At 65.5% G+C, this 22,786-nt stretch carries 16 protein-coding genes and 1 tRNA gene; 9 read left to right on the forward strand and 8 right to left on the reverse strand.

Annotated features, from left to right (window positions below):
* Both hrpA and BMX78_RS22980 read right to left on the reverse strand, forming a co-directional pair.
* Entirely contained in the window at positions 1 to 3,966 is a 3,966-nt protein-coding gene (hrpA, locus tag BMX78_RS01920; RefSeq protein ID WP_091415668.1) for an ATP-dependent RNA helicase HrpA, read from the reverse strand.
* A gap of 101 nt (positions 3,967 to 4,067) precedes the next feature.
* Positions 4,068 to 4,235 (reverse strand): hypothetical protein, encoded by a 168-nt coding sequence (locus BMX78_RS22980; protein ID WP_170850656.1) that lies wholly within the window; start codon positions 4,233 to 4,235, stop codon positions 4,068 to 4,070.
* An 81-nt stretch (positions 4,236 to 4,316) separates the two neighbouring features.
* On the opposite strand from BMX78_RS22980, the gene BMX78_RS01925 reads away from it, so the two are divergent.
* Positions 4,317 to 5,285, forward strand: coding sequence for a GlxA family transcriptional regulator (locus BMX78_RS01925; RefSeq protein ID WP_091415670.1), 969 nt, complete (start codon positions 4,317 to 4,319; stop codon positions 5,283 to 5,285).
* Between the two features lie 25 nt (positions 5,286 to 5,310).
* Here BMX78_RS01925 and BMX78_RS01930 read toward each other — a convergent pair whose 3' ends face one another.
* Both BMX78_RS01930 and BMX78_RS01935 read right to left on the reverse strand, forming a co-directional pair.
* Complete coding sequence (locus tag BMX78_RS01930; protein ID WP_091415671.1) at positions 5,311 to 5,622, reverse strand: protealysin inhibitor emfourin; 312 nt, start codon at positions 5,620 to 5,622, stop codon at positions 5,311 to 5,313.
* A 64-nt stretch (positions 5,623 to 5,686) separates the two neighbouring features.
* Complete coding sequence (locus BMX78_RS01935) at positions 5,687 to 6,730, reverse strand: M4 family metallopeptidase (protein WP_091415673.1); 1,044 nt, start codon at positions 6,728 to 6,730, stop codon at positions 5,687 to 5,689.
* A 300-nt stretch (positions 6,731 to 7,030) separates the two neighbouring features.
* Here BMX78_RS01935 and BMX78_RS01940 point away from each other — a divergent pair, with 300 nt between their 5' ends.
* Positions 7,031 to 8,920: an HNH endonuclease signature motif containing protein gene (locus BMX78_RS01940; RefSeq protein WP_286138743.1), complete on the forward strand. Its 1,890-nt coding sequence runs from the start codon at positions 7,031 to 7,033 to the stop codon at positions 8,918 to 8,920.
* 82 nt (positions 8,921 to 9,002) lie between these two features.
* On the opposite strand, the gene BMX78_RS01945 is transcribed toward BMX78_RS01940, so the two are convergent.
* The 4 genes from BMX78_RS01945 to BMX78_RS01960 form a co-directional block, all read right to left on the reverse strand.
* Positions 9,003 to 9,078 (reverse strand) — tRNA-Arg (locus BMX78_RS01945).
* Positions 9,079 to 9,237: 159 nt separating this feature from the next.
* On the reverse strand, positions 9,238 to 10,782 hold the full coding sequence (locus tag BMX78_RS01950; RefSeq protein ID WP_091415675.1) for an FAD-dependent oxidoreductase: 1,545 nt from the start codon (positions 10,780 to 10,782) through the stop codon (positions 9,238 to 9,240).
* Positions 10,779 to 11,651, reverse strand: coding sequence for an FAD:protein FMN transferase (locus tag BMX78_RS01955; protein ID WP_091415676.1), 873 nt, complete (start codon positions 11,649 to 11,651; stop codon positions 10,779 to 10,781). Before BMX78_RS01955 ends, BMX78_RS01950 begins: the two co-directional genes overlap by 4 nt.
* Before the next feature lie 3 nt (positions 11,652 to 11,654).
* Complete coding sequence (locus BMX78_RS01960) at positions 11,655 to 12,131, reverse strand: FMN-binding protein (RefSeq protein WP_091415678.1); 477 nt, start codon at positions 12,129 to 12,131, stop codon at positions 11,655 to 11,657.
* Between the two features lie 171 nt (positions 12,132 to 12,302).
* Here BMX78_RS01960 and argS point away from each other — a divergent pair, with 171 nt between their 5' ends.
* The 7 genes from argS (at position 12,303) to prfA (ending at position 22,784) form a co-directional block, all read left to right on the forward strand.
* Entirely contained in the window at positions 12,303 to 13,967 is a 1,665-nt protein-coding gene (gene argS, locus BMX78_RS01965) for an arginine--tRNA ligase (RefSeq protein WP_091415681.1), read from the forward strand.
* A 5-nt stretch (positions 13,968 to 13,972) separates the two neighbouring features.
* The gene (lysA, locus tag BMX78_RS01970) at positions 13,973 to 15,442 is read left to right on the forward strand and encodes a diaminopimelate decarboxylase (protein WP_091416048.1); all 1,470 of its coding nucleotides are present in this window, start codon (positions 13,973 to 13,975) and stop codon (positions 15,440 to 15,442) included.
* Positions 15,443 to 16,759, forward strand: coding sequence for a homoserine dehydrogenase (locus tag BMX78_RS01975; protein WP_091415683.1), 1,317 nt, complete (start codon positions 15,443 to 15,445; stop codon positions 16,757 to 16,759).
* On the forward strand, positions 16,760 to 17,866 hold the full coding sequence (gene thrC, locus BMX78_RS01980) for a threonine synthase (RefSeq protein ID WP_091415685.1): 1,107 nt from the start codon (positions 16,760 to 16,762) through the stop codon (positions 17,864 to 17,866).
* Positions 17,867 to 17,868: 2 nt separating this feature from the next.
* Positions 17,869 to 18,843: a homoserine kinase gene (thrB, locus tag BMX78_RS01985; RefSeq protein WP_091415686.1), complete on the forward strand. Its 975-nt coding sequence runs from the start codon at positions 17,869 to 17,871 to the stop codon at positions 18,841 to 18,843.
* A gap of 300 nt (positions 18,844 to 19,143) precedes the next feature.
* Positions 19,144 to 21,339 (forward strand): transcription termination factor Rho, encoded by a 2,196-nt coding sequence (rho, locus tag BMX78_RS01990; RefSeq protein ID WP_091415688.1) that lies wholly within the window; start codon positions 19,144 to 19,146, stop codon positions 21,337 to 21,339.
* Between the two features lie 371 nt (positions 21,340 to 21,710).
* Positions 21,711 to 22,784 (forward strand): peptide chain release factor 1, encoded by a 1,074-nt coding sequence (gene prfA / locus BMX78_RS01995; protein WP_091415689.1) that lies wholly within the window; start codon positions 21,711 to 21,713, stop codon positions 22,782 to 22,784.
* Positions 22,785 to 22,786: the final 2 nt, after the last annotated feature.

Consider the following 22,786-nt stretch of genomic DNA (forward strand, 5'->3'; position numbering starts at 1 on the left):
TTAGGCCGGGGCGAGCGCTTTGTTGAGCACGGCACGGATCCGCTTCTCGGACACTGAATAGGCGGTTCCCAGCTCGACGGCGAAAAGGCTCACCCGGAGCTCCTCGATCATCCACCGGACCTGCGCGAGCTCGCCCCCGGCCCGCCGGCCGGGAAGCAGGGCGGACACGGCGTCGTCGTAGTCATCCTCCAGCCGCTGCACCGCTGCCATGTTCAGGGCGTCGCGCTGGACGTTGCCGGGCAGGCGCTCCAAGCGTTTTTCAATGGCGGCGAGGTAGCGGGGGAGCTGGCTGAGCTGTGCGTAGCCGGTGCGGGCCACGAAGCCGGGGTAGACCAGTTGCTCCAGCTGGCTCTTGATGTCATTGAGCGCGCTAATGAGGGCCAGGCTGGTGGTGCCCTTGAGCTGCTTTTCGATCCGCCTGGTGCTGGCGAGGATGCGCTCCACCACCGCCGTCACGCTGAACACGGTATCGATCAGCTCGGCCCGGACCACTTCATACAGCGCGTCGAAGGACTTCCGGTCCCAGGGGAGTTCGGCCGGCGTGAGCTTGTCGATGGCGGCGAGGGCGCAGTCTGCGATCAGGGCCGAAACGGACCCATGCGGGTTCTGGCTGAACGTCAGCTTCTCGGTGTTGCTCAGGTGCTCCAGGACGTAGCGGTCCGGAGCTGGAACCCGCAAGGCCAGCAGCCTGATCACGCCGCCGCGCATGGCATCCTGCTGCTCGTCAGCGGTCTGGAAAACCCGCAGTGCCACGGACTTGCCTTCGTCCACCAGGGCCGGGTAGCCGGTGACCGTGTGGCCCTTGACGATGTTGCTGACCTGGCGCTGGATGGTTCCGAAGCTCCACTCAGTCAGGCCCTCCTGCTCCCGGAATCCGGCAGGGGCTGAGCCTGCCGGCACCTGGGCGGGGGCCTGCGAACGTGAAGCGCCGCCGTCGTCGGACGTTCCTGCGGCGCGACCCGCCTTGCCGCGGGGAGCTGTAGAAGCAGGCGTGGCACCCAGGGATTCGGCAATGGCGCGGCGGGTGGCTGGCGCCAGCTCCTCCTGCAGCGCCGCGAGGTTCTTGCCCTCACCAAGGACCCTGCCCTTGCTGTCCACAACCTTGAAGGTGACGCGCAAATGCGGGGGCACGGCGTCCCAGTTCCAGGAACCGGGCGGAATGATGTGCCCACGGATCCGGCGGAGCGCCAGCTCAAGGGATGGTTCGAGGTCGTCGGAGGCCGGGTCAAAATCGGACTCCAGCACAGCCACTGCCTGGCGCGCCACATCCGGGGCCGGCACGAAGTTCTTGCGGATCTGCTTCGGCAGGGACTTTATCAGGGCCGTCACCAGCTCCACACGCTGCCCGGGGATCAACCAGCGGAACGCCTTGTCATCCAGCTGATTGAGGAACAGGACCGGCACTTCGGCCGTGACGCCGTCGGACGGATCCGGCGGTGACCCCGGAGCGACCGGATGGAACTCGTAGGTCAGCGGGAGCTCAAAGCCCTTGTGCAGCCAGGTCTTCGGGTACGCCGAAACATCCAGGTTGTCCGCGTCATCGCTCAGGAGCAGGGACTTGTCGTAATCGAGGAGGTCCGGGTTCGCCTGCCGGGCTTCCTTCCACCACTTGTCAAAGTGCCGCTCCGACACCACATCCGGGCCGAGCCGGGCGTCGTAGAACTCGAAGAGCGTCTCGTCGTCCACCAGCAGGTCGCGGCGGCGCATCCTTGCTTCCAGCTCCTCAACTTCCTGCAGGAGGGCGCGGTTGCGGTGGAAGAACTTGTGGTGCGTTTTCCAGTCACCCTCCACCAAGGCATGCCGGATGAAAAGCTCCCTGGCGACGACGGGATCGACCCTGCCGTAATTGATCCTGCGCTGGGCGATGATAGGCACACCGTAGAGGGTGACCTTCTCGTAGGCCATCACTGCGCCTTGGCGCGTGGACCAGTGCGGTTCGCTGTAGCTGCGCTTCACGAGGTCCGGGGCCACCTGCTCCGCCCAGACCGGATCAAATTTTGCCGCCACCCTGGCCCAGAGCCGGCTGGTTTCCACCAGCTCCGCCGCCATCACGAACGTGGGTGACTTCTTGAACAATGCCGAGCCAGGGAAAATGGCAAACCGGGTGCCGCGGGCGCCGGCGTATTCGCGCTTGCGTTCGTCCAGGATGCCGATGTGGCTGAGCAGGCCGGACAGCAGGCTGATGTGGACGCCATCGTGGTTGCCCACGGGGTCCGCGAGGCGCTTGTTGTCCAGGCTGATGCCCAGCGGCCGGGCAAGCTGGCGCAGCTGGGCAAACAGGTCCTGCCACTCGCGCACCCGCAGGTAGTTGATGAACTCTGCCCGGCACAGCCTCCTGAAGGCCGAGGAGGAAAGTTCCTGCTGCTTTTCCTGCAGGTAGTTCCAGAGGTTCAGGAAGCCGGTGAAGTCCGAGTTCTCGTCCTTAAACCGGTTGTGCTTTTCGGCCGCGAGCTGCTGCTTGTCCGTGGGGCGCTCGCGGGGGTCCTGGATGGTGAGGGCCGCCGCCAGGATCATCACTTCCCGGACGCAGCCGCGTTTGCCCGCTTCCACGATCATGCGGCCCAGCCGGGGATCCACCGGCAGCTGGGCAAGCTTTTGTCCGACGGCGGTGAGGCCGCCGCCGCTCTTGGGGCCGCCTTTTCCGTTTTGCGGCGTGGCCGATGCCAGGGCGCCGAGTTCGCGCAGGAGCGTGACGCCGTCGTTAATTGCCCGTGTTTCCGGCGGCTCCACGAACGGGAAGTCCTCCACATCCTTGGGCCCGCGCGCCACTCCCATGGCGGTCATCTGAAGAATAACGGCGGCAAGGTTGGTGCGCAGGATTTCCGGATCGGTAAACAGGGGCCGGGACTCGAAGTCTTCCTCAGAGTACAGGCGGATGGCGATGCCGTCCGAGACGCGGCCGCAACGCCCGGACCGCTGGTTCGCCGACGCCTGCGATACACGCTCGATGGGCAGGCGCTGCACCTTGGTGCGGTGGGAGTAGCGGGAAATGCGGGCCGTGCCCGTGTCGATGACGTACTTGATGCCCGGCACAGTCAGCGATGTTTCCGCCACGTTGGTGGCGAGAACGATGCGCCGCTTGTTGCCGGGATGGAACACCTTGTGCTGTTCCTGCAGGCTGAGACGGGCGAACAGGGGGAGCACTTCGGTCCCGGCAAGCCTCCGGTTGGACTGGATGCGTGCGTTGAGAGCCTCGGCGGCATCGCGGATTTCGCGCTCCCCGGAAAAGAACACCAGGATGTCCCCGGGTGCTTCCAGGGCAAGTTCGTCGACGGCGTCACAGACGGCGTCGAGCGGGTCGCGGTCTTCCTTGAGTTCGTCGTCAGAGGCGTCCTCTTCGTCCGCGCCGGCCGGCGGCTGCGACAGCGGGCGGTAGCGGATTTCCACGGGATACGTACGGCCGGACACTTCAATGATGGGAGCGGGTTTTTCGGGCGTGCCGAAGTGGTTGGCGAACCGCTGGGGATCGATGGTGGCGGAAGTGATGATCACCTTCAGGTCCGGCCGCTGCGGCAGGATGCGCTTGAGGTACCCGAGGATGAAGTCGATGTTGAGGCTGCGCTCGTGAGCCTCGTCGATGATGATGGCGTTGTACCTGCGCAGCAGCTTGTCGCGCTGGATTTCCGCCAGCAAGATGCCGTCGGTCATCAGCTTTACCTTGGTGGCGCGGCTGACCTCGCCGGTGAAGCGGACCTGGAAGCCCACCTCCTGGCCAATGTCCACGCCCAGTTCCTCTGCGATGCGCTCGGCAACCGTGCGGGCTGCCAGCCGGCGCGGCTGGGTGTGGCCGATCAGGCCGTTCTCGCCCAGGCCGAGTTCAAGGCACATTTTGGGGATCTGGGTGGTCTTACCGGAGCCGGTCTCGCCGGCGATGATGGTGACCTGGTTCGCTGCGATGGCTGCCATCAGGTCTTCGCGGCGCTCGGAGACCGGCAGCTCGGCAGGATAGGAAATGTGAAGTGTCATAGCTGCTGCAAGTCTACTGCGGGAGCCCGGGCTTCCCGTTTCGACCCTATGCAGCTGTTCGACCCCGAGGGCTTGGTGGTGCGGTGGTTCGGTGGGTGGTTCTAGAAAATGCGGAGTGTGTAGTTGGAGCTGGGAAGGTCCAGGGCGGACCAGGCTTCGTGGGATTCCACGGGAGGTGTATGTCCCCGGCCGTCGCGCAGGAGCGCTGAAACGGTGGCGGCGAGGACAACGAGCAGGAGGACGATGAGGAGGGTTATGAGGATTTCCATGCCTCCATGCTTCTCCTGTCCAGGACCAAGAAAAAGTGGCAGAAATGCCCAAACAGCTATAATTCCTGCCACAATGGACGCATGCTGAAATCAGTAGCAGTCATCGTGGTTCCCAACTTCTCGATGTTCGAATTCGGCACTGCATGTGAAGTGTTCGGAATCGACAGATCTGGCCGGGGGAGTGGCGTCCCCGCCTTTGACTTCCGCGTGTGTACGCCCAATCCCGGCAGCGTGCGGCTCAAGAACGGCCTGTCCATGAACGTGGAGCTTGGCCTCGAAGCCACCGCCGACGCCGACCTGGTCATCATGGCGCCGTACGGCAGGGACGATGAGCTCCCTGAATCGGTCCTGGAAGCCCTGCGCGCTGCCGATGCCAGGGGAGCGTGGGTGATGTCCATCTGCTCCGGAGCTTTTGCCCTTGCCCGCGCCGGGCTCCTGGACGGCAGGCGCTGCACCACGCACTGGCACTATTCAGGCCAGCTGGCCGCCCAGTACCCGCAGGTGCAGGTGGACGAAAACGTCCTCTATGTACAGGACGGCAACATCATCTCCTCTGCCGGCACTGCCGCCGGGATCGACGCCTGCCTGCACCTGGTCCGTGTGGAACTGGGTGCGCAGGTGGCCGCCGCCATTGCCCGTGACATGGTGGTTCCGCCGCACCGGGACGGCGGCCAGGCCCAGTTCATTGACCGGCCCATGCCCACCTGTGGCTCGGCACCGATGGAGGAACTCCTTCGGTGGATGGTGGAGCATCTGGACCGTGAGCACACTGTAAATGAGTTGGCGGCCCGGGTGCACATGTCCGCCCGGACGTTTGCCAGGAAGTTCAGGTCCGAAACCGGCGCAACCCCGGCGGCCTGGCTTAATTCCCAACGGGTGCTTCGGGCCCAGGAGCTGCTCGAATCGAGCGACCTGAATATCGAGGAAATCGCACGGGAGGCCGGCTTCGGCCATCCGGTGCTGCTGCGCCACCACTTCGCCAAAGTCCTGGACACCAGCCCGCAGTCCTACCGCAGGGCTTTCCGTGGCCAGCTGGAGGAAGCGGTTTAGCCGTTCCGCTCCTCGGCGGCAACCTTCACTGGTCTCCTGCCCGCAATTCCTCAGCGGCAGCCCTGGTGCTGTCCACCAGCACGCGCCATGGGCCGGTGACCGCCTGCTCAGGAAGGGCGGCCCGACGCTGGCCCGCGCGGATGGAGTAGATGAACCGGTCCGGCTGGGCTCCGGAGAATTCTGCTGCGGCTGCCCTCGGTGTCCGCGGGACGGCGTCCCACGGACATGCTTCCACAATGGGCTGCCACTGGTTCCTTGCCGTCTCGGACTCAGCGTTGACAGTCCAAACCCGGGTCATCGCCGCGATGCCGCCGGTGCGTTCCACACTGATCTTCATGGCCTGGTTCCTGGGTGGTGCCTCGGGCCTGGTGGCCCGAAGAACGGCACAGCCAGGCAACCCGTTAAAGCTTGACCTTCACAGTTTCCCACGCGTTCCGCACGGCGTCATGCTCTTTTGATCCGGAACCGAAAAGCTCGGTGGCAGCAGCCGCAGTGGCGCGGGCGAAGACGGTGAAGGTGGCGCCGGAGGGCAGAGAACCTCCGGTGAGCGTCTCGTACCAGATGCGCCCTGGGGTGTCCCACGCGTTGCCGCCCAGCTGTTCGGCCAGCACGCAAAACGCGCGGTTGGGGATGCCGGAATTGATGTGAACGCCGCCGTTGTCGGCGCTTGTCTTTACGTACGAGTCCATGGAATCCGGCTGCGGATCCTTGCCCAGCACGTCGTCGTCGTACGCAGTTCCCGGAGCCTTCATAGAGCGCAACGCCTGTCCCTGAACCTGCGAGGTAAAGAGGCCCTCACCAATCAACCAGCTGGCTTCGGCGGTTGACTGGTTCCTGACATACTGCTCCACGAGGGCGCCGAACACGTCCGACATCGATTCGTTGAGCGCACCGGCCTGGTTCCGGTACAACAGCCCGGCTGAATACTGGGTGACCCCGTGCGCAAGCTCGTGACCGATGACAGTGAGGGACTTGGTGAAGCGCTCAAAAACTTCGCCGTCACCGTCACCGAAGACCATCTGCGTGCCGTCCCAAAAAGCGTTGTCGTACAGCTTGCCGAAGTGAACGGTGGCGTTCAACGGCAATCCCCGGCCATCGATCGAGTTCCTGCCGAAGACGTCCGCATACAGCCGGTGCGTATGGCCGAGCCCGTCATAGGCTTCGTCCGCTGCCGGATCTCCGGTAGCGGGCTCGCCTTCCTTGCGGACGAGTTTGCCGGGAAGGACTTCTGAACCCGCGGCGTCGAAAACGGTGCGGTTCGATGGTCCCGGTTTTGCCTGGCGCACTCCCGCGGGGGCCTCGGGAGCAGCCTGGGTACGTGCTGCCTGGACCGAGCGGACATGACCCAGTGCTTCCCTGGCTGCCCTCGCTGCCGCGGAGAATTCGGGCGCGTCCTGCCTGGCAAGACGACGCAACAGGTAGGGCGGAATGATGGAGCAGTACATGTGAGACCCCTTTGCTTCTGTTGGTGTGAACAGCCTACGAGGGGGCACCGACAAAGCGGTGGAGCAGGCAGGGCCACGCCGACAATGCATCTGCACACTGCGTCGGAGTCTGCCGCCTGCAAGTGTTTGCTGGCCGGTTTCATCGGGCGCACAGAGGCGTCTGGTTTTGTCAGACCCCCTCACGATGATGGGGCTATGGAAACGAACTCGGCGGTGGTGCAGGTGGAGGAGGTCGCTGGTGCGCTCGCTGCGTGTTCGGAGGCGTCTGGTTTTGTCAGACCCTCGCAGGATGATGGGGGTATGGAAACGAACTCGGCGGTGGTGCAGGCGGAGGCGGTGGTTGATGCTTCGGTCGCTGCGTTTATGGCTGCACTGAGAGGTCAGGATACTGCTGGGTCCGGCCCGGATGCTGCGAGGTCCTGCCCGGATACCTCCGGCGCTGTTGGTGGCACCGCTGGTGTTGAGCCGTTGGGGTTTGATGATCCGGTGCAGCGGTTGGCTGATGCGGCGGTGGATGTTCTCGCGGCGCTGGGCCGGTCGGAGGCGAAGATCGCGGCGGTGAAGGCGCTGGCGGTTGCAGTCCTTGCCGGGGCCACGAAGGCGTTGAACGGTCCGGCGTCGTCTCCTTATGAGGCGTCGGCGCAGGAGCGGAGCCTGGTGGCTGAGGTCGGGTGTGCGCTGGCGATCGGCGACCGGGCCGCGGGTGCGCTGCTGGCAGAGTCCCACGCGTTGACCACGTCGTTGCCGCGGGCGTTGGCGGCGTTGCAGGCCGGGACGATGTCTTGGGCGCACGCCCGGACCATGGTGGAGCAGACCTCCTGCCTGGACCCTGCTGCGGCGGCGGCGTTGGAGGCCCATTTCTTGGACCCGGATGCGCCGGGCGCGGCCCGCGGGTGCCCGGTCGGGGAAATGCCGGCGTACCGGTTCAAGGCCAGGGCCAGGACCTGGCGGGAACGCCACCACCCTGAAAGCCTGGAAAAACGCCACGCCAAGGGTGTGGCGGACCGGCGGGTGGAGTACTGGCCGGACAACGACGGGATGGCCTGGGTCGCTGCACTCCTGCCAGCAGACCATGCCTCAGCAATCTGGAACCGGCTCACCGCCATCGCCCGCGGCAAGCAAGGCCCCACCGAGCCCCGCAGCCTGCCCGAGATTAAAGCCGACACCTTCACCGAATCGCTCCTGAACACCGGCACCACAGCCGGCGACAATGGCGGCGGCGGCCGCGGGGCTGGCGATGACATCAGCGCAAGCGGTGTCAGCGATGGTGCTGACAGGACCGGCGGGCACGCCAGTGCCGGGAACGACGAGACGGACAATACTGGCGGCGACAGCAGTGTCGGCAGTTGCGGGGCTAACGACGCGGGTGGCGGCGAATTTGCCGGTGATGGAAGCGGTGCAGGAACAGCGTCCGGCCCATTCTCGGGGATCCGGGCGCAGGTGCTGGTCACGGTGCCGGTGTGCTCGCTGATGGGAATGACCGACGAGCCGGCGGTGCTGGACGGGCACGGACCCATCCCGCCTTCGATGGCACGCAGGCTCGTCGCCGATGGCGCGGCCTCGTTCTACCGGGTTCTGGTGGATCGGCGGGATGGGGCGCCGCTGGAGATCGGCCGCACGAACTACCGGGTGAGCAAGGCGATGCGGAACTGGCTTCGGTTGCGGGACGGCAAATGCCCGTTCCCCGGCTGCAACAACAACTCGCTCGACAACGAGGCTGACCATATCCTGGCCTGGCATCAGGGCGGCAGCACCGGGATCAGCAACCTGGGACAGCCCTGCCCGAAACATCACAAGCTGCGCCACACGAGCGGCTGGAAACCCACCCCGGCCAGCAAAACCGAACCACCCGGCTGGACCTCACCCACCGGCAGGCACTACAAAAGCGAACACCAGGACTGGGAACCACCCCACTGGCCAGACTCCGCCGTGCCGGAAAGCATCCGCGCCTTCGATGACCTCCTCGACCAATGGGAACCGGCCGATGACCTTGCCGGAGTACCGATACCGCCGGAGGACCCTTCCGAAGTCTGTCCTCCGCCGGACGAACCACCTTTCCCCCATGAACTTTTTCAAGATGAGATTCCAGAAGAGACCTTCGCGGACTGGTTCCTGTCGGGAGACAGCCCGCCCAACGACCCGCTATCACCCCTGCTAACCCAACCCTGTAGGCCGGCCACCTGGGGTTAGCGGATTAGGGGTTAGCGGGTTAGCCGCCATCTGATACGGAAAACAAAGAAGCACCCCGGCCGTGTGGCCAGGGTGCTTCAGATGGTGCCCTCGATAGGATTCGAACCTACGACCTTCTGCTCCGGAGGCAGACGCTCTATCCCCTGAGCTACGAGGGCAATCCGGGGTTCCTGCCGTTGCTGGCGGGACGTCCTAGAGCTTAGCAGTAAGGTGGCCCGCAAGGGAAAATCGCCCCCGCCGCGAGTCCTTCAAAGCCAGCCCAGGCCAGCAACTGCAGCCTGCAAAGGCCAGCTATCAAGACCACGAGGCTTCGGACATCAGTACCCGGAGAACGAGTCCACATGCACGCGCCGCGCGCCGGCCTGGCGCGCCGCCCGCCGCAAAGAGGCGACGCTGGCCGGGGAACCCGAAATATACACATCGCGCTCGGCCACATCCGGGACCGCGGCCTTGAGGGCTTCCCCCTTCAGCGCGGATCCGTCCGCCGGGAAGGCAGAGATGTGCGCGGGGGGCTCCGAGCCATCCGCGATCCGGGCGACCACGCGAACGCCTGCCGCGATCAGCTCGTCAGCGTAGGCAAGCTCGTCGGCACTCCTGGCGAGCAGGACGAGGACGGCGTCGCGGTCCCGCAGTCCGCCGGAGGAGATATGCGAAAGGAACGGCGTGATGCCGATCCCGGCAGCAATCAGAAGCACTGGCTTCCGGGGATCGCGGGGGAGCACAAAGTCGCCGCCCACCGATGTGGCTGTCACCGCATCGCCGTGCTTCAAGGAAAGCAGGACCTTCTTGGCGGCGGACACGGGCTCGGCTGTCCGCACGTCAAACTTCACCAGGCGATCACCCGGGGAACCGGTCAAACTGAACACCCGTCGTCGTCCCTTTCCGTCCGCCTTCGCGTGCGGAAGGTCCAGCTCCATGTACTGTCCTGGCAGGAAGCGGACCGGGCGGGAGGGCTCGAAGGAGAATTCGGTGGTGCTGGGCGTCAGTGGCCTGGACCCGGCGAACGTCAGCCTCACGCCGCCCCGCTGGCCCACCAAAAAGGCCAACAGATTGCCCAGCAACAGCGCAGCCTCGGGTGAATTCGCGAGGAACCCGAAATTGTAGGGAACCGCAAAGGCCACGCCCACCACAGCAGCCAACCCCAGTTGCTGCGACCTGCGGGGCGGCAAGGTCAGCGGCTCGGTAAGCATGAACCCCACAAAGAACAGCAGCGGCCGCTGGGCAAGAGCCTGCCACAAGGCCATTCCTGCCGACATGCCGGCCTGCAGCAGTTCCTGGCTGATGATGGCGATAGCCACCACGAGGAACACCGTGGCCATCAGGAACTTCCGGGTGCGGTACAGGACCAGGAGGACGCCGGGAACCAGCAGCCACAGCATGGCCGGTGTAGCCGCCCACCACGTTGCGATGTTGAGCCCCGTGAGGCCTGCCACGAAGGCGCCTGCAGCCGCGGGATTGAAGACGTGCCGCCCGCGCCAGGCGAGCGCGTACTTCGACGCCGACGCCAGCACGCATGCCAGCGCGATGCCGGCCACATCGGTGGGCACAAAAGACGGCCAGAACAGGAAGTACAGCAACAGGCCGGTGATCAGCGAGGACTCCGAGTGCGGCCGTACACCGAACAGCGCGGCCAGGGCCCTGTTCGAGGCGTAAGTCAAGCCAAGGCACAAAACCAGGTGGCCCAGCATCTCGGGGATACCAAAAGTCAGCCAGCCCAGGACATTGAGCAACAGGCTGTAGGCGGCAAGCGTCGCGAGGACCAGGAGGATCAGCCGGTACATCGTGAAGCGGCCCAGGATGGTATCCAGCCGTCCTGCCACGGAGGGGACCGATCCGGCTTTTGGTGTTTCAACAGGGCTCATGTGAACAGTGTCCCTTCAAAGTCGGCGGAGCGGGCCGCGCTGCCGTCGGAAAACACAGTGAGCCAGGAGAAATCGAATTCCTCCTGGAGCTGGTCTCCCGGGACAAAGAACAGGGCAGTGGCCAGTGCGTCCGCCAGCATCGCGGTGTCCGCCAGGGCCCAGGTGGCGACGGCGGTCCTGACTGATTGCCCGGTGGTGCCGTCCAGCATGTGGTGCAGTCCGTCACCCCAGGCACGGCGGTTGGAAGCAGAAGCACACAGGGCCCGGTCCGCCAAGGGAACGATTCCAATGGCCTGTGCAGGATTGTAGGGATGCTCCAACGCCACCTCGGTGGGCAGTGGACCGCACGCAAGCAAATCGCCGCTGGCATCGATGATGAATGCATCCAGCCCTTCGGCAAGAAGCTCGTCCGCGAGCAGGTCAACCAGCAGGCCTTTACCCGCAGCCCCGATATCCAGCACCACCGGGGCAGTGGTGGTGATGGTGGTACCTGCCCACTCCAGGACCGCGTCCCAGGGCGGCGCCGCCAAAGGGGAGCCCGAGGGCTTAAGGGAATATCCGGCGTCGTACCCCAGCCGCTCAAGGGAAGCGCCGATCAGCGGGGTCATCGCGCCGTCGGTCATGCCGTACAGGGTCCTGTACAGGGCACCCAGCCGAACGGCCTCATCCGCAAACTCATAACTTCCCGGCCTGCGGGCGAGGGCGCTGACGCGGGAATCGGAACGGAAACGGGACCACTCGGCGTCGAAACGCTCCACCCGTTCCGCCAGGCGCGCCCTGACCGGCCCGCTCAGCGGAACGGGCGTGGAAATCTCCCACTGCGTCCCGATCCCTTCGAACGCAAAATCCTCCCAGTCCGCATCCGGCACAGGCTACTGCGCCTCCTGCTTGATCTTGTCCACTGCCTGGTTGAACCCGCCGCTGGTCAGCGAAGAACCGGCCACTTTGGAGACATTAAGTTCGTCGATGTTCTTGCCCACGATCTGCGCCGCAATGCCGCCGGCGAATTGCCCCTGGAACTTGCGGGTGTTCGGGTTGGACGGGTGCTGGGTGATGTTGACGCCCGTGACGGTGTCACCGGCCAGGGTAAGTTCCACCCCCACCGTCTCCGTTCCATTGGGGGAAACGTAATTTCCATCAGCGCTGTAGGTTCCGTCCTTGTACGTGGAACCGCTGCTGGCCAGCGAGGACGTCCCGCCTGACGGGGTTGCGGCGGAAGTCTCCGCGGCGTTGCCTCCGGGGGCGGCGGGTGTGCTCTCGGCGGCGGAAGGCGCGCATCCGGCTACGGTTCCAGCGAGGGACAGGCCGGCGATTCCGGCGAAAACACTCTTGCGGACTGACGGTCTCATCAAGGCTCTCATTTCGTTTAAGTGTTCGTGGCAGTGTTTACGGAGGTGTCAACGTCAAACCCAGCGTATTGGTTCACCTTGTAGCTGGCTTGTGTATTTCCTGTGGAATGCCTGTCACGGCGCTGAACGTCCCAATTCTTTTGCTGTCACCAGCCCCGGTAGGCTAGAGGGGTGACTCCCGAAGAACTCTCCCTCGCCATATCCGCCTGCCTGAAAGACGCCGTCGCCGCCGGCGAGATCGCCCTTTCAGCATCAGCAGTGCCAGACGAGGTACGCGTGGAGCGGCCCAAGAACCGCGAGCACGGAGACTGGGCCACCAACATTGCCCTGCAGCTTGCCAAGCAGGCCGGCACCAACCCGCGCGAGTTTGCCACTATGCTGAGCGCGCGGCTTAAATCGATCGACGGCGTTTCCGCGGTGGATATCGCCGGGCCGGGCTTCCTGAACATCACCGTGGATGCTGCCACGGCCGGCGCGCTCGCCAAGGTCATCGTTGAGGCCGGCAAGCAGTACGGAACCAACACGGCGCTCGCCGGGCACACGGTGAATATGGAGTTCGTCTCCGCCAACCCCACCGGCCCCCTGCACATCGGCCATACGCGCTGGGCCGCGTTAGGCGACGCCATTGCGCGCGTGCTTCGCGCCTCCGGAGCGGACGTCACGGCCGAGTACTACATCAACGACGCCGGCTCGCAGATGAACACCTTTGCCACCTCCGTGTACTCCCGCCTGCACGGCCTCCCCGTGCCCGACGGCGGATACCCCGGACAGTACATCGCTGACCTTGGCCACGAGGTGCTCACCGCACACCCGGACATCCGCGAACTCACCGAAGTTGCCGCGCTGCCGGTCATCCGCACGGCCGCGTATGAAGCCCAGATGAAGGACATCAAGGACACCCTGGCGGACTTCGGCGTCGAGTTCGATGTGTTCTTCTCGGAGCAGGAACTGCACGACGCCGGCGCTATCGAAAGTGCCGTTGCCCGCCTTCGCGAGCAGGGCCACGTGTTCGACGACGGCGGTGCCGTCTGGCTGCGGACCACGGACTTTGGCGACGACAAGGACCGCGTGATGATCCGGGCCAACGGCGAACCCACCTACTTTGCCGCTGACGCTGCCTACTACCTTTCCAAGAAGGACCGCGGCTTCACCGAGAAGATCTACCTGCTCGGCGCGGACCACCACGGGTACATCAACCGCCTCAAGGCCATCGCTGCCGCTGCCGGAGACGACCCCGAGGTGAACATCGAGGTGCTGATCGGCCAGCTCGTGTCCGTGAACGGCGCCAAGCTTTCCAAGCGCGCCGGCAACATCATCGAACTCAAGGACCTCATCGACTGGCTCGGCAAGGATGCTGTCCGCTACTCGCTGGCACGCTTCCCGGCCGATTCGCCGCTGACGCTGGACCCCGAGCTGCTGAAGAAGCACAGCAACGAAAACCCGGTGTTCTACGTGCAGTACGCCCATGCCCGCTCCCGCGGCGCCGCCCGCAACGCGGTGGCTGCCGGGGTGGAGCGCCAGGTGGACGGCAAAGACAGCTTCGACGCCGCGCTCCTGGACCACGCTACCGAGAACGAACTGCTCTCCTACCTGGGCAGCTACCCTTCCATCGTGGCCAAGGCCGCCGAACTGCGCGAGCCGCACCGCGTGGCGCGACACCTCGAAGCGATCGCCGGCGCCTACCACCGCTGGTACGACGCCTGCCGCATTGCGCCGATGGGCGAGGAACCGGTGACCGACGTGAACCGCACCCGGCTATGGCTCAACGATGCCACCAGCCAGGTACTGGCGAACGGCCTGGACCTGCTCGGCGTTTCGGCGCCGGAACGGATGTGACGGAAATGTCTGTACAGACCGGCAACACTGCGTCCCCCTTGGCGCCCGAATGGCTTGCAGTCCCCGAGGACCTGAATGCCCTGCAGGAACCGATGTGGGCCAGGACCGTTGAACGGAACGACGACGGCGGCCTGGCAGTTGCCGGCGTTTCCGTTGCCGCCCTGAAGGAACAGTTCGGCACTCCATTGTTCGTGATGGACGAGTCGGACTTCCGTTCCCGGGCACGCGCGTTCAAGGATTCGTTCGATGCAGCCTTCGCGGACATTTGCGGCGGCGTGGACGTTTACTACGCCGGTAAATCGTTCCTGTGCACCGCTGTGGTGAAGTGGGTGGAGGAGGAAGGGCTGCGCCTGGACACCGCCTCCGGCGGCGAACTGGCCGTGGCCGCCCGAGCCGGGATCCGGGGGGAGCGCGTCGCCCTGCACGGCAACAACAAGTCCGACGCCGAGATCAACCGTGCGCTGGACATGAAGCTGGGCCGCATTGTGGTGGACAGCCTGGCCGAGCTGGAACGGGTCGGGGCCATCGCCCAGGCCCGTGGTGACCGGGCAAAGGTCATGCTGCGGCTCACTCCCGGCGTGCATGCCCACACCCACGAGTTCATCGCCACCGCCCACGAGGACCAGAAGTTCGGCCTCTCCATGGCGGAGGACACCACCGGGCAGGCAGGCCTGTCAGCCGCGGAGGAAGCCGTTGCGGCAGCGTCCGCCCACCCGGGCATCGAACTGCTGGGACTGCACTGCCACATCGGCTCCCAGATCTTCGAACCGGACGGCTTCGCCATGGCCGCCGAGAAGCTGCTCCGTTTCCTCGCCGCCATGCAGGAAAAGTACTCCATCGTGATGCCGGAACTTGATCTCGGCGGCGGCTACGGCATCGCCTACACCCCGGTGGACACCCCCCGCCCTGCCGCAGAGATCGCGACGGCGATGGCCGCCGTCGTGCGCTCCACCTGCGCTGAGCTGGGCATTGAGGCCCCCCGCATCTCCATTGAGCCGGGACGCGCCATCGTGGGCAGCACCACCTTCACCCTGTATGAGGTGGGAACCCTGAAGACCGTGCGTGTGGATGCGCCCGGAACTGCCAGTGACGGCGGCAACAACGTTACGTATCCGCGCCGGTATGTTTCGGTGGATGGCGGCATGAGCGATAACGCCCGTCCGGTGCTGTACGACGCGGATTATTCGGCCGTCCTGGCCTCCCGCACGTCCTCCGCCGCGCCCCAGCTGTCCCGCGTGGTGGGCAAACATTGCGAGAGCGGCGACATAGTTGTTAGAGATGTATATCTGCCCGAGGACGTGGCAGCCGGTGATCTGCTTGCTGTACCGGGGACCGGCGCCTACTGCTGGGCCCTGTCAAGCAACTACAACTATCTGGCCCGGCCGGGCGTTGTCGCGGTGCGCGACGGATCTGCCCGGCTGATTGTCCGCGGGGAAACCGAAGAAGATCTGCTGAACCGCGACATGGGAGCCTGAATGACGGAAATGCGAACCCTGAAAGTAGCCCTGCTGGGCTGTGGCAACGTTGGGGCCCAGGTTGCGCGGATTCTCATTGAGGATGCCGACGCCCTTGCCGCCCGCACCGGTGCCCGCCTGCAGCTCAGCGGGATTGCGGTGCGCAACGTCAACTCCCGCCGCGACGTGGACCTGCCCCAGGAACTGTTCACCACGGACGCCGAGACCCTGGTCAAGGACGCGGACCTGGTGATCGAACTGATGGGCGGCATCGAGCCTGCCCGCACGTTGATCCTCTCCGCGCTGCGCAACGGCGCCTGCGTGGTCACCGGCAACAAGGCACTCCTCGCCCAGGATGGCCCCACGCTCTACGAAGAGGCTGACAAGGCCCACGTCCAGCTGTCCTACGAAGCAGCCGTGGCCGGCGCCATTCCCATCCTGCGCCCCATCCGCGACAGCCTGTCCGGTGACCGGATCACCCGCGTGCTGGGCATCGTCAACGGCACCACCAACTACATCCTGGACCAGATGGACTCCACCGGGGCCCAGTTCGCCGACGCCCTGGCCGAAGCGCAGCGCCTTGGCTACGCGGAAGCGGACCCCACTGCCGACATCGAGGGCCACGACGCCGCCGCGAAGGCCGCGATCCTCGCGTCACTTTCGTTCCACACCCGGTTCGCCCTCGAGAATGTGCACTGCGAAGGCATCACCTCCGTCAGTGCCGCGGACATCGCCGCTGCCAAGGATGCGGGTTTCGTCATCAAGCTGCTGGCGATTGCAGAGAAGCTCAGTGATGCCGAAGGCGGCGAGGGCGTGTCCGTCCGCGTCCACCCCACGCTCCTGCCGCGCGAGCACCCGCTGGCCGCCGTCCGCGGGGCCTTTAACGCCGTATTCATCGAGGCGGAAAACGCCGGCGAGCTGATGTTCTACGGCCAGGGCGCCGGCGGAACCCCCACGGCATCTGCCGTACTGGGCGACCTCGTTTCCGCTGCCCGCCGCCTGGTCCTCGGTGGCCCGGGACGCACCGAAACCACCACCGGCCATGTACCTGCGCTGCCCATCGACGCGGCCGTCACCAGCTACTACATCGGCCTCGACGTTGCGGATGAGCCGGGCGTCCTGGCAAGGATCGCCCAGCTGTTTGCCGAGCACGGCGTGTCCATTGAAATCATGCGGCAGACCATCCACCGCGACGCCGAGTCCAACGTTGAGTCGGCCGAACTGCGGATCGTTACGCACCGCGCGTCAGAGGCTGCCCTTGCAGCCACCGTCGAGGCCGTGAAGGGCCTGGACGTCATCAATTCAGTTACATCCGTTCTGCGGGTAGAAGGAGTCTAAGTGGCTCACCAATGGCGCGGTGTCATCCGCGAATACGCTGACCGTCTGCCCGTGACGGAATCCACCAGGGTCATCACCCTGGGTGAAGGCGGCACCCCGCTGGTGCACGCGCAGAAGCTTTCAGAGCTCACGGGCTCGGAGGTGTACCTGAAGGTGGAAGGCATGAACCCCACGGGCTCCTTCAAGGACCGCGGCATGACCATGGCCATGACCGCCGCCGTGGCCGCCGGGGCCAAGGCCGTTGTGTGCGCCTCCACCGGCAACACCTCCGCCTCAGCCGCAGCATACGCAACCGCGGCCGGCCTGAAGTGCGCTGTGCTGGTGCCCGAAGGCAAGATCTCCATGGGCAAGCTCAGCCAGGCGATCGCGCACGGCGCCACGCTGCTCCAGGTGGACGGCAACTTCGACAACTGCCTGGACATCGCCCGGAAGCTGGGGGAGTCCTACCCTGTCTTCCTGGTCAACTCCGTCAACCCCGCCCGCATCCAGGGCCAAAAGACCGGTGCCTTCGAGATCGTGGACGCCCTGGGCGACGCCCCGGACATCCACGTCCTGCCGGTCGGCAACGCCGGTAACATCACCGCCTACTGGAAGGGCTACAAGGAGTACTCCGCTCCCTTCGAGTCCGAGACTGCCGGCACCCTGCCCGCCGTCTCCACCAAAACTCCCGCGATGTGGGGTTTCCAGGCAGCCGGGGCCGCGCCGTTCGTTGCCGGCCACCCCATCACGGAACCGGACACCATCGCCACCGCCATCCGGATCGGCAACCCAGCTTCCTGGGACGGCGCCATCGCTGCCCGCGATGAGTCCGGCGGATTCATCGACGCCGTCACGGACGAGGAAATCCTCAACGCCCACCGCTGGCTGTCCGCACGCGAAGGCGTCTTCGTGGAGCCCGGTTCCGCGGCCGGCGTCGCAGGCCTGCTCAAGAAGCACGCCGCCGGCGAGGTGCCGTCCGGCAAAACCATCGTCATCACGGTCACCGGCCACGGCCTGAAGGACCCCCAGTGGGCCCTGCGCACCGAGGACGGCAGCGACGTCCAGCCGGTCAAGGTCTCCAACGACGTTGTCACCGTTGCTGCTGAACTGGGACTGGAAGAAAAATAGCCTTGGACACCACCCCGCAGGCCACCGTCGGCGTGCAGCTCATTGAAGCCGGACAGAGCGTCACCGTGCGCGTTCCGGCCACCACCGCCAACCTGGGCCCGGGCTACGACAGCCTGGGCCTGGCCCTGGCGCTGCACGACACCCTGACGGTGGAGAGCCTCGAATCCGAGGAACTCCTGTTCGACCTCGCCGGCGAAGGCGCAGAAACGCTGCCCCGGGACGCCAGCCACCTGGTCATCCGTGCGATGGAAGCTGCCTTCGAACGGCTGGGCTTCCGGCACGGCGGGATCAAGGTGACAGCGGAAAACGTTGTTCCGCACGGCCGCGGCCTGGGTTCCTCAGCGTCGGCGGTGGTGGCAGCAATTTCGGCAGCCAACGCGCTGGTACCGGCGGCAAGCCGCCGTGGAAAGGACTGGATCCTCCAGCTCACCAGCGAACTCGAGGGCCACCCGGACAACGTGGCACCAGCCATTTTCGGCGGACTGGCGCTGTCGTGGCAGGACAGTGACCAGTACAGCAGCACCAGTGCGGCCGTGTCCGGGTCTGTGGTGCCGGTGGTCGCGGTTCCGGACTTCGAGCTGTCCACGGAAACGGCACGGGCGCTGCTGCCGGCATCTGTGGGGCACCACGCTGCAGCCATGAACGCCGGGCGCGCCGCCCTGCTGATCCACGCGCTCACCACCAAACCGGAATTCCTGCTTGCCGGTACCGAGGACTACCTCCACCAGAGTTACCGCGCAGAGGCCATGCGCCCCAGCGCCGCCCTCATCTCGGCGCTCCGCACGGCCGGCCACGCAGCAGTTGTCTCAGGCGCCGGGCCGACGGTGCTGGTCCTGGCCGACGGACAGGCTGAAGCGGCCGCCGTCGTTGCTTTCATCGAAGAGTTCACCGAAGCGAACACGCCGGACATCCGATGGCGTGTTCTGAAGCTGGCAGTGGACGTTGAAGGTGCTAAGGTGGAGTTGCACCGGCGGTAATTGACGCCTATCTGATCTGCTTCTGCACTTAGTTGCAACCTGATCTCCTACTGCGCAATCTATTCCGGTGCCACCTGCTTGGTCTGTCGCAGGAATCTGCAGCATTCGAAACTGCCCCTGAAACGTCAGTCCACAGTTCCACCTTGGGCGGAGCGCAGCGTGAATCAGTATCCGGCCCTGCTGGCCGATATTTCATCCGGCAAGGCCGTACAATCCCGGCTGCAGATCTGAACTGCAGCCCAGATCAAATCATCGCGCCCAGCTCCTCGTCTGGACGCCGTCGAGGGGGAAGGATCCTTCGTGACCGAAACCACTGAGCTGTCGCCAGCTGTGGAACTATCATCTTCTGCTGCCGATTCGGCAGCACCCGCCAAGAGCAGCGGCCTTGCCGGCCTGAAGCTCGCCCAGCTGCAGGCACTCGCCAGCCAGCTCGGGATCTCCGGCGGTTCCCGGATGCGCAAGGGGGACCTGGTTGCGGCCATCTCCGCCCACCGCGCCGGTACTCCCGTGACTAAGGCCCCGGCCAAGTCAGCCGCAAAGCGCACCGAAAGCGTCGCCGCACCGGCAGCTACCGCTGTTGCTGCACCTGCAGCCGCCGCGCCGGCCGAAACCACGGAAGCGCCCGCCGAAGGCACCCGTGCCCGGGGCCGCGGCCGCAGCCGCCGTGCCGTCAGCGACGGAGTTGTGGCACCGGCAGCTGCTGATGCAGCCGCCGAAGCCCCGGCCGCTCCGGTTGAGGCTCCCGCCGCCGCGGAAGCTCCCGAAGCAACTGAAGGCGCTGCCGAACGCCGCCAGCCCCGCACCCGCAACCGCCGCCGCGGCGAAGCAGTTGTGGCAGCACCGCAGGCGGCAGAAGCCGCCGAGGCACCTGCAGAGCAGGCCGACGCCGAGCAGCGCACAGCTGAACAGCGGACTGGTGAAGCGCGCACCACCGAGCAGCGTACGGCGGAGCCGCGCACAGAGCAGCGCACTGCCGACCGCACTGAAACCGAAGAAGCCGGCCAGCGCACCGACCGCCGCGAAGGCGGCCGCGGACGTGGCCGGGACACCCGTGACGGCGACAGCGGCCGGGACAACGCCGGCAGCCGCGAGGCAGGCCAGCGCGAAGGCGCCCGCCGCGAGGATGCCCGCGACACCCGCGACAGCGATGATTCCGACGGCGGCAGCCGCCGCAACCGCCGCAACCGCCGCGACCGGAACGACCGCAACGACCGCTCCGGTGGCCAGGACCGGGACAACAGCTCCCGCAACGACCGCTTCCGCGACCGCAACGACCGCCGCCGCGGACGCGCCCAGGGACCGGACGTCGACGACGTCGAGGTCACCGAGGACGACGTCCTGCTGCCCGTTGCAGGCATCCTCGACGTCCTCGAGAACTACGCCTTCATCCGTACTTCCGGCTACCTGCCCGGCCCCAACGACGTTTACGTCTCCCTGGCCCAGGTCAAGAAGTACAACCTCCGCAAGGGCGACGCCGTCGTAGGCGCCATCCGTGCCCCGCGTGACGGCGAAGACCGCAGCCAGCAGTCCGCCCGCCAGAAGTTCAACGCCCTCGTCCGCGTCACCTCCGTCAACGGCAAGACCGCCGAAGAGCTCAAGGACCGCGTCGAGTTCGCCAAGCTGGTCCCGTTGTACCCGTCCGAGCGGCTGCGCCTGGAGACCGATCCCAAGAAGATCGGCCCCCGCGTCATCGACCTCGTCGCCCCGATCGGCAAGGGCCAGCGTGGCCTGATCGTTTCGCCGCCGAAGGCCGGCAAGACGCTCATCCTGCAGTCCATCGCCAACGCGATCACCACCAACAATCCTGAGGTCCACCTCATGATGGTGCTCGTTGACGAACGGCCTGAAGAGGTCACGGACATGCAGCGCACCGTCAAGGGTGAGGTCATTGCCTCTACCTTCGACCGTCCCGCCGATGACCACACCACCGTGGCCGAACTCTCCATCGAACGCGCCAAGCGCCTGGTGGAAATGGGCATGGACGTGGTGGTCCTGCTGGACTCCATGACCCGCCTGGGCCGCGCCTACAACCTGGCAGCACCGGCCTCGGGCCGCATTCTGTCCGGTGGCGTGGACTCCGCCGCGCTGTACCCGCCCAAGCGCTTCTTCGGTGCAGCCCGCAACATCGAAAACGGCGGCTCGCTCACCATCCTGGCCACCGCCCTGGTGGAAACCGGCTCCAAGATGGACGAAGTCATCTTCGAAGAATTCAAGGGCACCGGCAATATGGAGCTCCGCCTGTCCCGCCAGCTGGCAGACAAGCGCATCTTCCCGGCCGTGGACGTCAACGCGTCCGGCACCCGCCGCGAGGAGAACCTGCTCTCGCCCGAGGAAGTCAAGATCATGTGGAAGCTGCGCCGCGTCCTCTCCGGACTCGAAACCCAGCAGAGCCTTGAACTCCTGACCAACAAGATCCGGGAGACCCAAAGCAACGTTGAGTTCCTGATGCAGGTTCAGAAGACAACACTTGGCGCGAAGTCCGATAACGACAAGTAGCTGAGTTAGGGGCGGGGTGTCGGAAGGTTCGTGCGGCTGGGTGCCGCACGGATTTTCCGCCCCCGCCTTCGTCGTTCGGTTTTGCCGCCCCGCCCCTACGCTGGGCGGCTTTCGATCTTCGATCGTTAGCCGCCCAGCTCCGGCAGGCCCGAAAGAGAGATGACGAGGGCCCCGACCTGAGCTTGCGAAGGTTGGGAGTCAGCGAACGCTCCCGGGGCGGCAAAACCGAACGGCTGTTCAGTCTGGTCGCCTTGCCGCCGCCTTCTGGCAACGCGGAGTCAGATATCGCCCAACTTTGCGGGTTTTGAGGGCTGTAAGTGACCCCGCGTTGCAGTTACTAGACTTGTACAAGTCGAAAGAGGTTTTGAAAAATGTTTGAGTCCGTACAGGGCCTGCTTGATGAGCATGATGCTATCCAGGCGCAGCTGGGGGATCCTGCTGTTTATGCTGACCAGCGGCTTGCGCGCAAGCTGGGGCGGCGGTCGGCTCAGCTTAATGGCATTGTTGAGGCCTACCACAAGTGGGAAGGCATCCGGGACGACCTTGCTGCGGCCAAGGAGATGGCTGACGAGGATCCCGAGTTCGCTGCCGAGGTTCCTGAACTGGAAGAAGCCCTTGAGCTTGCAGCCGCAAAACTGCGCCGCCTGCTCATCCCGCGCGATCCTGACGACGCCCGCAACGTGATCCTTGAGGTCAAGGGTGGTGAAGGCGGCGACGAGGCTGCCCTCTTTGCCGGCGACCTCCTGCGCATGTACACCCGGTACGCGGAATCGCGCGGCTGGAAGACTGAAATCATCTCCGCCACCGAATCGGACCTTGGCGGCTACAAGGACGTCCAGGTTGCCGTGAAGGGCAGTTCGAACGATCCCGCCGAGGGCGTCTATGCCCGGCTGAAGTTCGAAGGCGGCGTGCACCGCGTGCAGCGCGTTCCGGTCACCGAATCGCAGGGCCGTATCCACACCTCGGCCGCCGGCGTGCTGGTGCTGCCCGAAGTGGACGAACCCGAAGAGCTCGAGATCAACCAGAACGACCTCAAGATCGACGTCTACAGGTCATCCGGCCCGGGCGGCCAGTCCGTGAACACCACCGACTCAGCCGTGCGCATCACCCACCTTCCCACCGGCATTGTGGTGGCCATGCAGAACGAAAAGTCGCAGCTGCAGAACCGCGAGGCCGGCATGCGCGTCCTGCGTGCCCGCATCCTGGCCCACCAGCAGGAGCAGATCGACGCCGAAAACTCGGCCCAGCGGAAGTCGCAGATCCGCACCATGGACCGCTCGGAGCGCATCCGCACCTACAACTACCCGGAAAACCGCATCGCGGACCACCGCACCGGCTACAAGGCCTACAACCTTGACCAGGTCATGAACGGCGACCTGGAACCGGTCATCCAGTCCGCGATCGAGATGGACGAACAGGCACGCCTGGACGCCATCGGCGACTAGTT

It is taken from the genome of Arthrobacter sp. OV608 (assembly GCA_900110595.1).
Classification (GTDB): Bacteria; Actinomycetota; Actinomycetes; order Actinomycetales; family Micrococcaceae; genus Arthrobacter.

What these genes read in the sequence shown, in the direction of transcription:
- BMX78_RS01925 (WP_091415670.1), top strand. Translation starts at nt 4,317, where the DNA reads ATGCTGAAATCAGTAGCAGTCATCGTGGTTCCCAACTTCTCGATGTTC.
- BMX78_RS01935 (WP_091415673.1), bottom strand. Translation starts at nt 6,730, where the DNA reads ATGTACTGCTCCATCATTCCGCCCTACCTGTTGCGTCGTCTTGCCAGG.
- prfA (WP_091415689.1), top strand. Translation starts at nt 21,711, where the DNA reads ATGTTTGAGTCCGTACAGGGCCTGCTTGATGAGCATGATGCTATCCAG.
- BMX78_RS01940 (WP_286138743.1), top strand. Translation starts at nt 7,031, where the DNA reads ATGGAAACGAACTCGGCGGTGGTGCAGGCGGAGGCGGTGGTTGATGCT.
- hrpA (WP_091415668.1), bottom strand. Translation starts at nt 3,966, where the DNA reads ATGACACTTCACATTTCCTATCCTGCCGAGCTGCCGGTCTCCGAGCGC.
- lysA (WP_091416048.1), top strand. Translation starts at nt 13,973, where the DNA reads ATGTCTGTACAGACCGGCAACACTGCGTCCCCCTTGGCGCCCGAATGG.
- BMX78_RS22980 (WP_170850656.1), bottom strand. Translation starts at nt 4,235, where the DNA reads ATGGAAATCCTCATAACCCTCCTCATCGTCCTCCTGCTCGTTGTCCTC.
- BMX78_RS01960 (WP_091415678.1), bottom strand. Translation starts at nt 12,131, where the DNA reads ATGAGACCGTCAGTCCGCAAGAGTGTTTTCGCCGGAATCGCCGGCCTG.
- BMX78_RS01930 (WP_091415671.1), bottom strand. Translation starts at nt 5,622, where the DNA reads ATGAAGATCAGTGTGGAACGCACCGGCGGCATCGCGGCGATGACCCGG.
- BMX78_RS01975 (WP_091415683.1), top strand. Translation starts at nt 15,443, where the DNA reads ATGACGGAAATGCGAACCCTGAAAGTAGCCCTGCTGGGCTGTGGCAAC.
- BMX78_RS01950 (WP_091415675.1), bottom strand. Translation starts at nt 10,782, where the DNA reads ATGAGCCCTGTTGAAACACCAAAAGCCGGATCGGTCCCCTCCGTGGCA.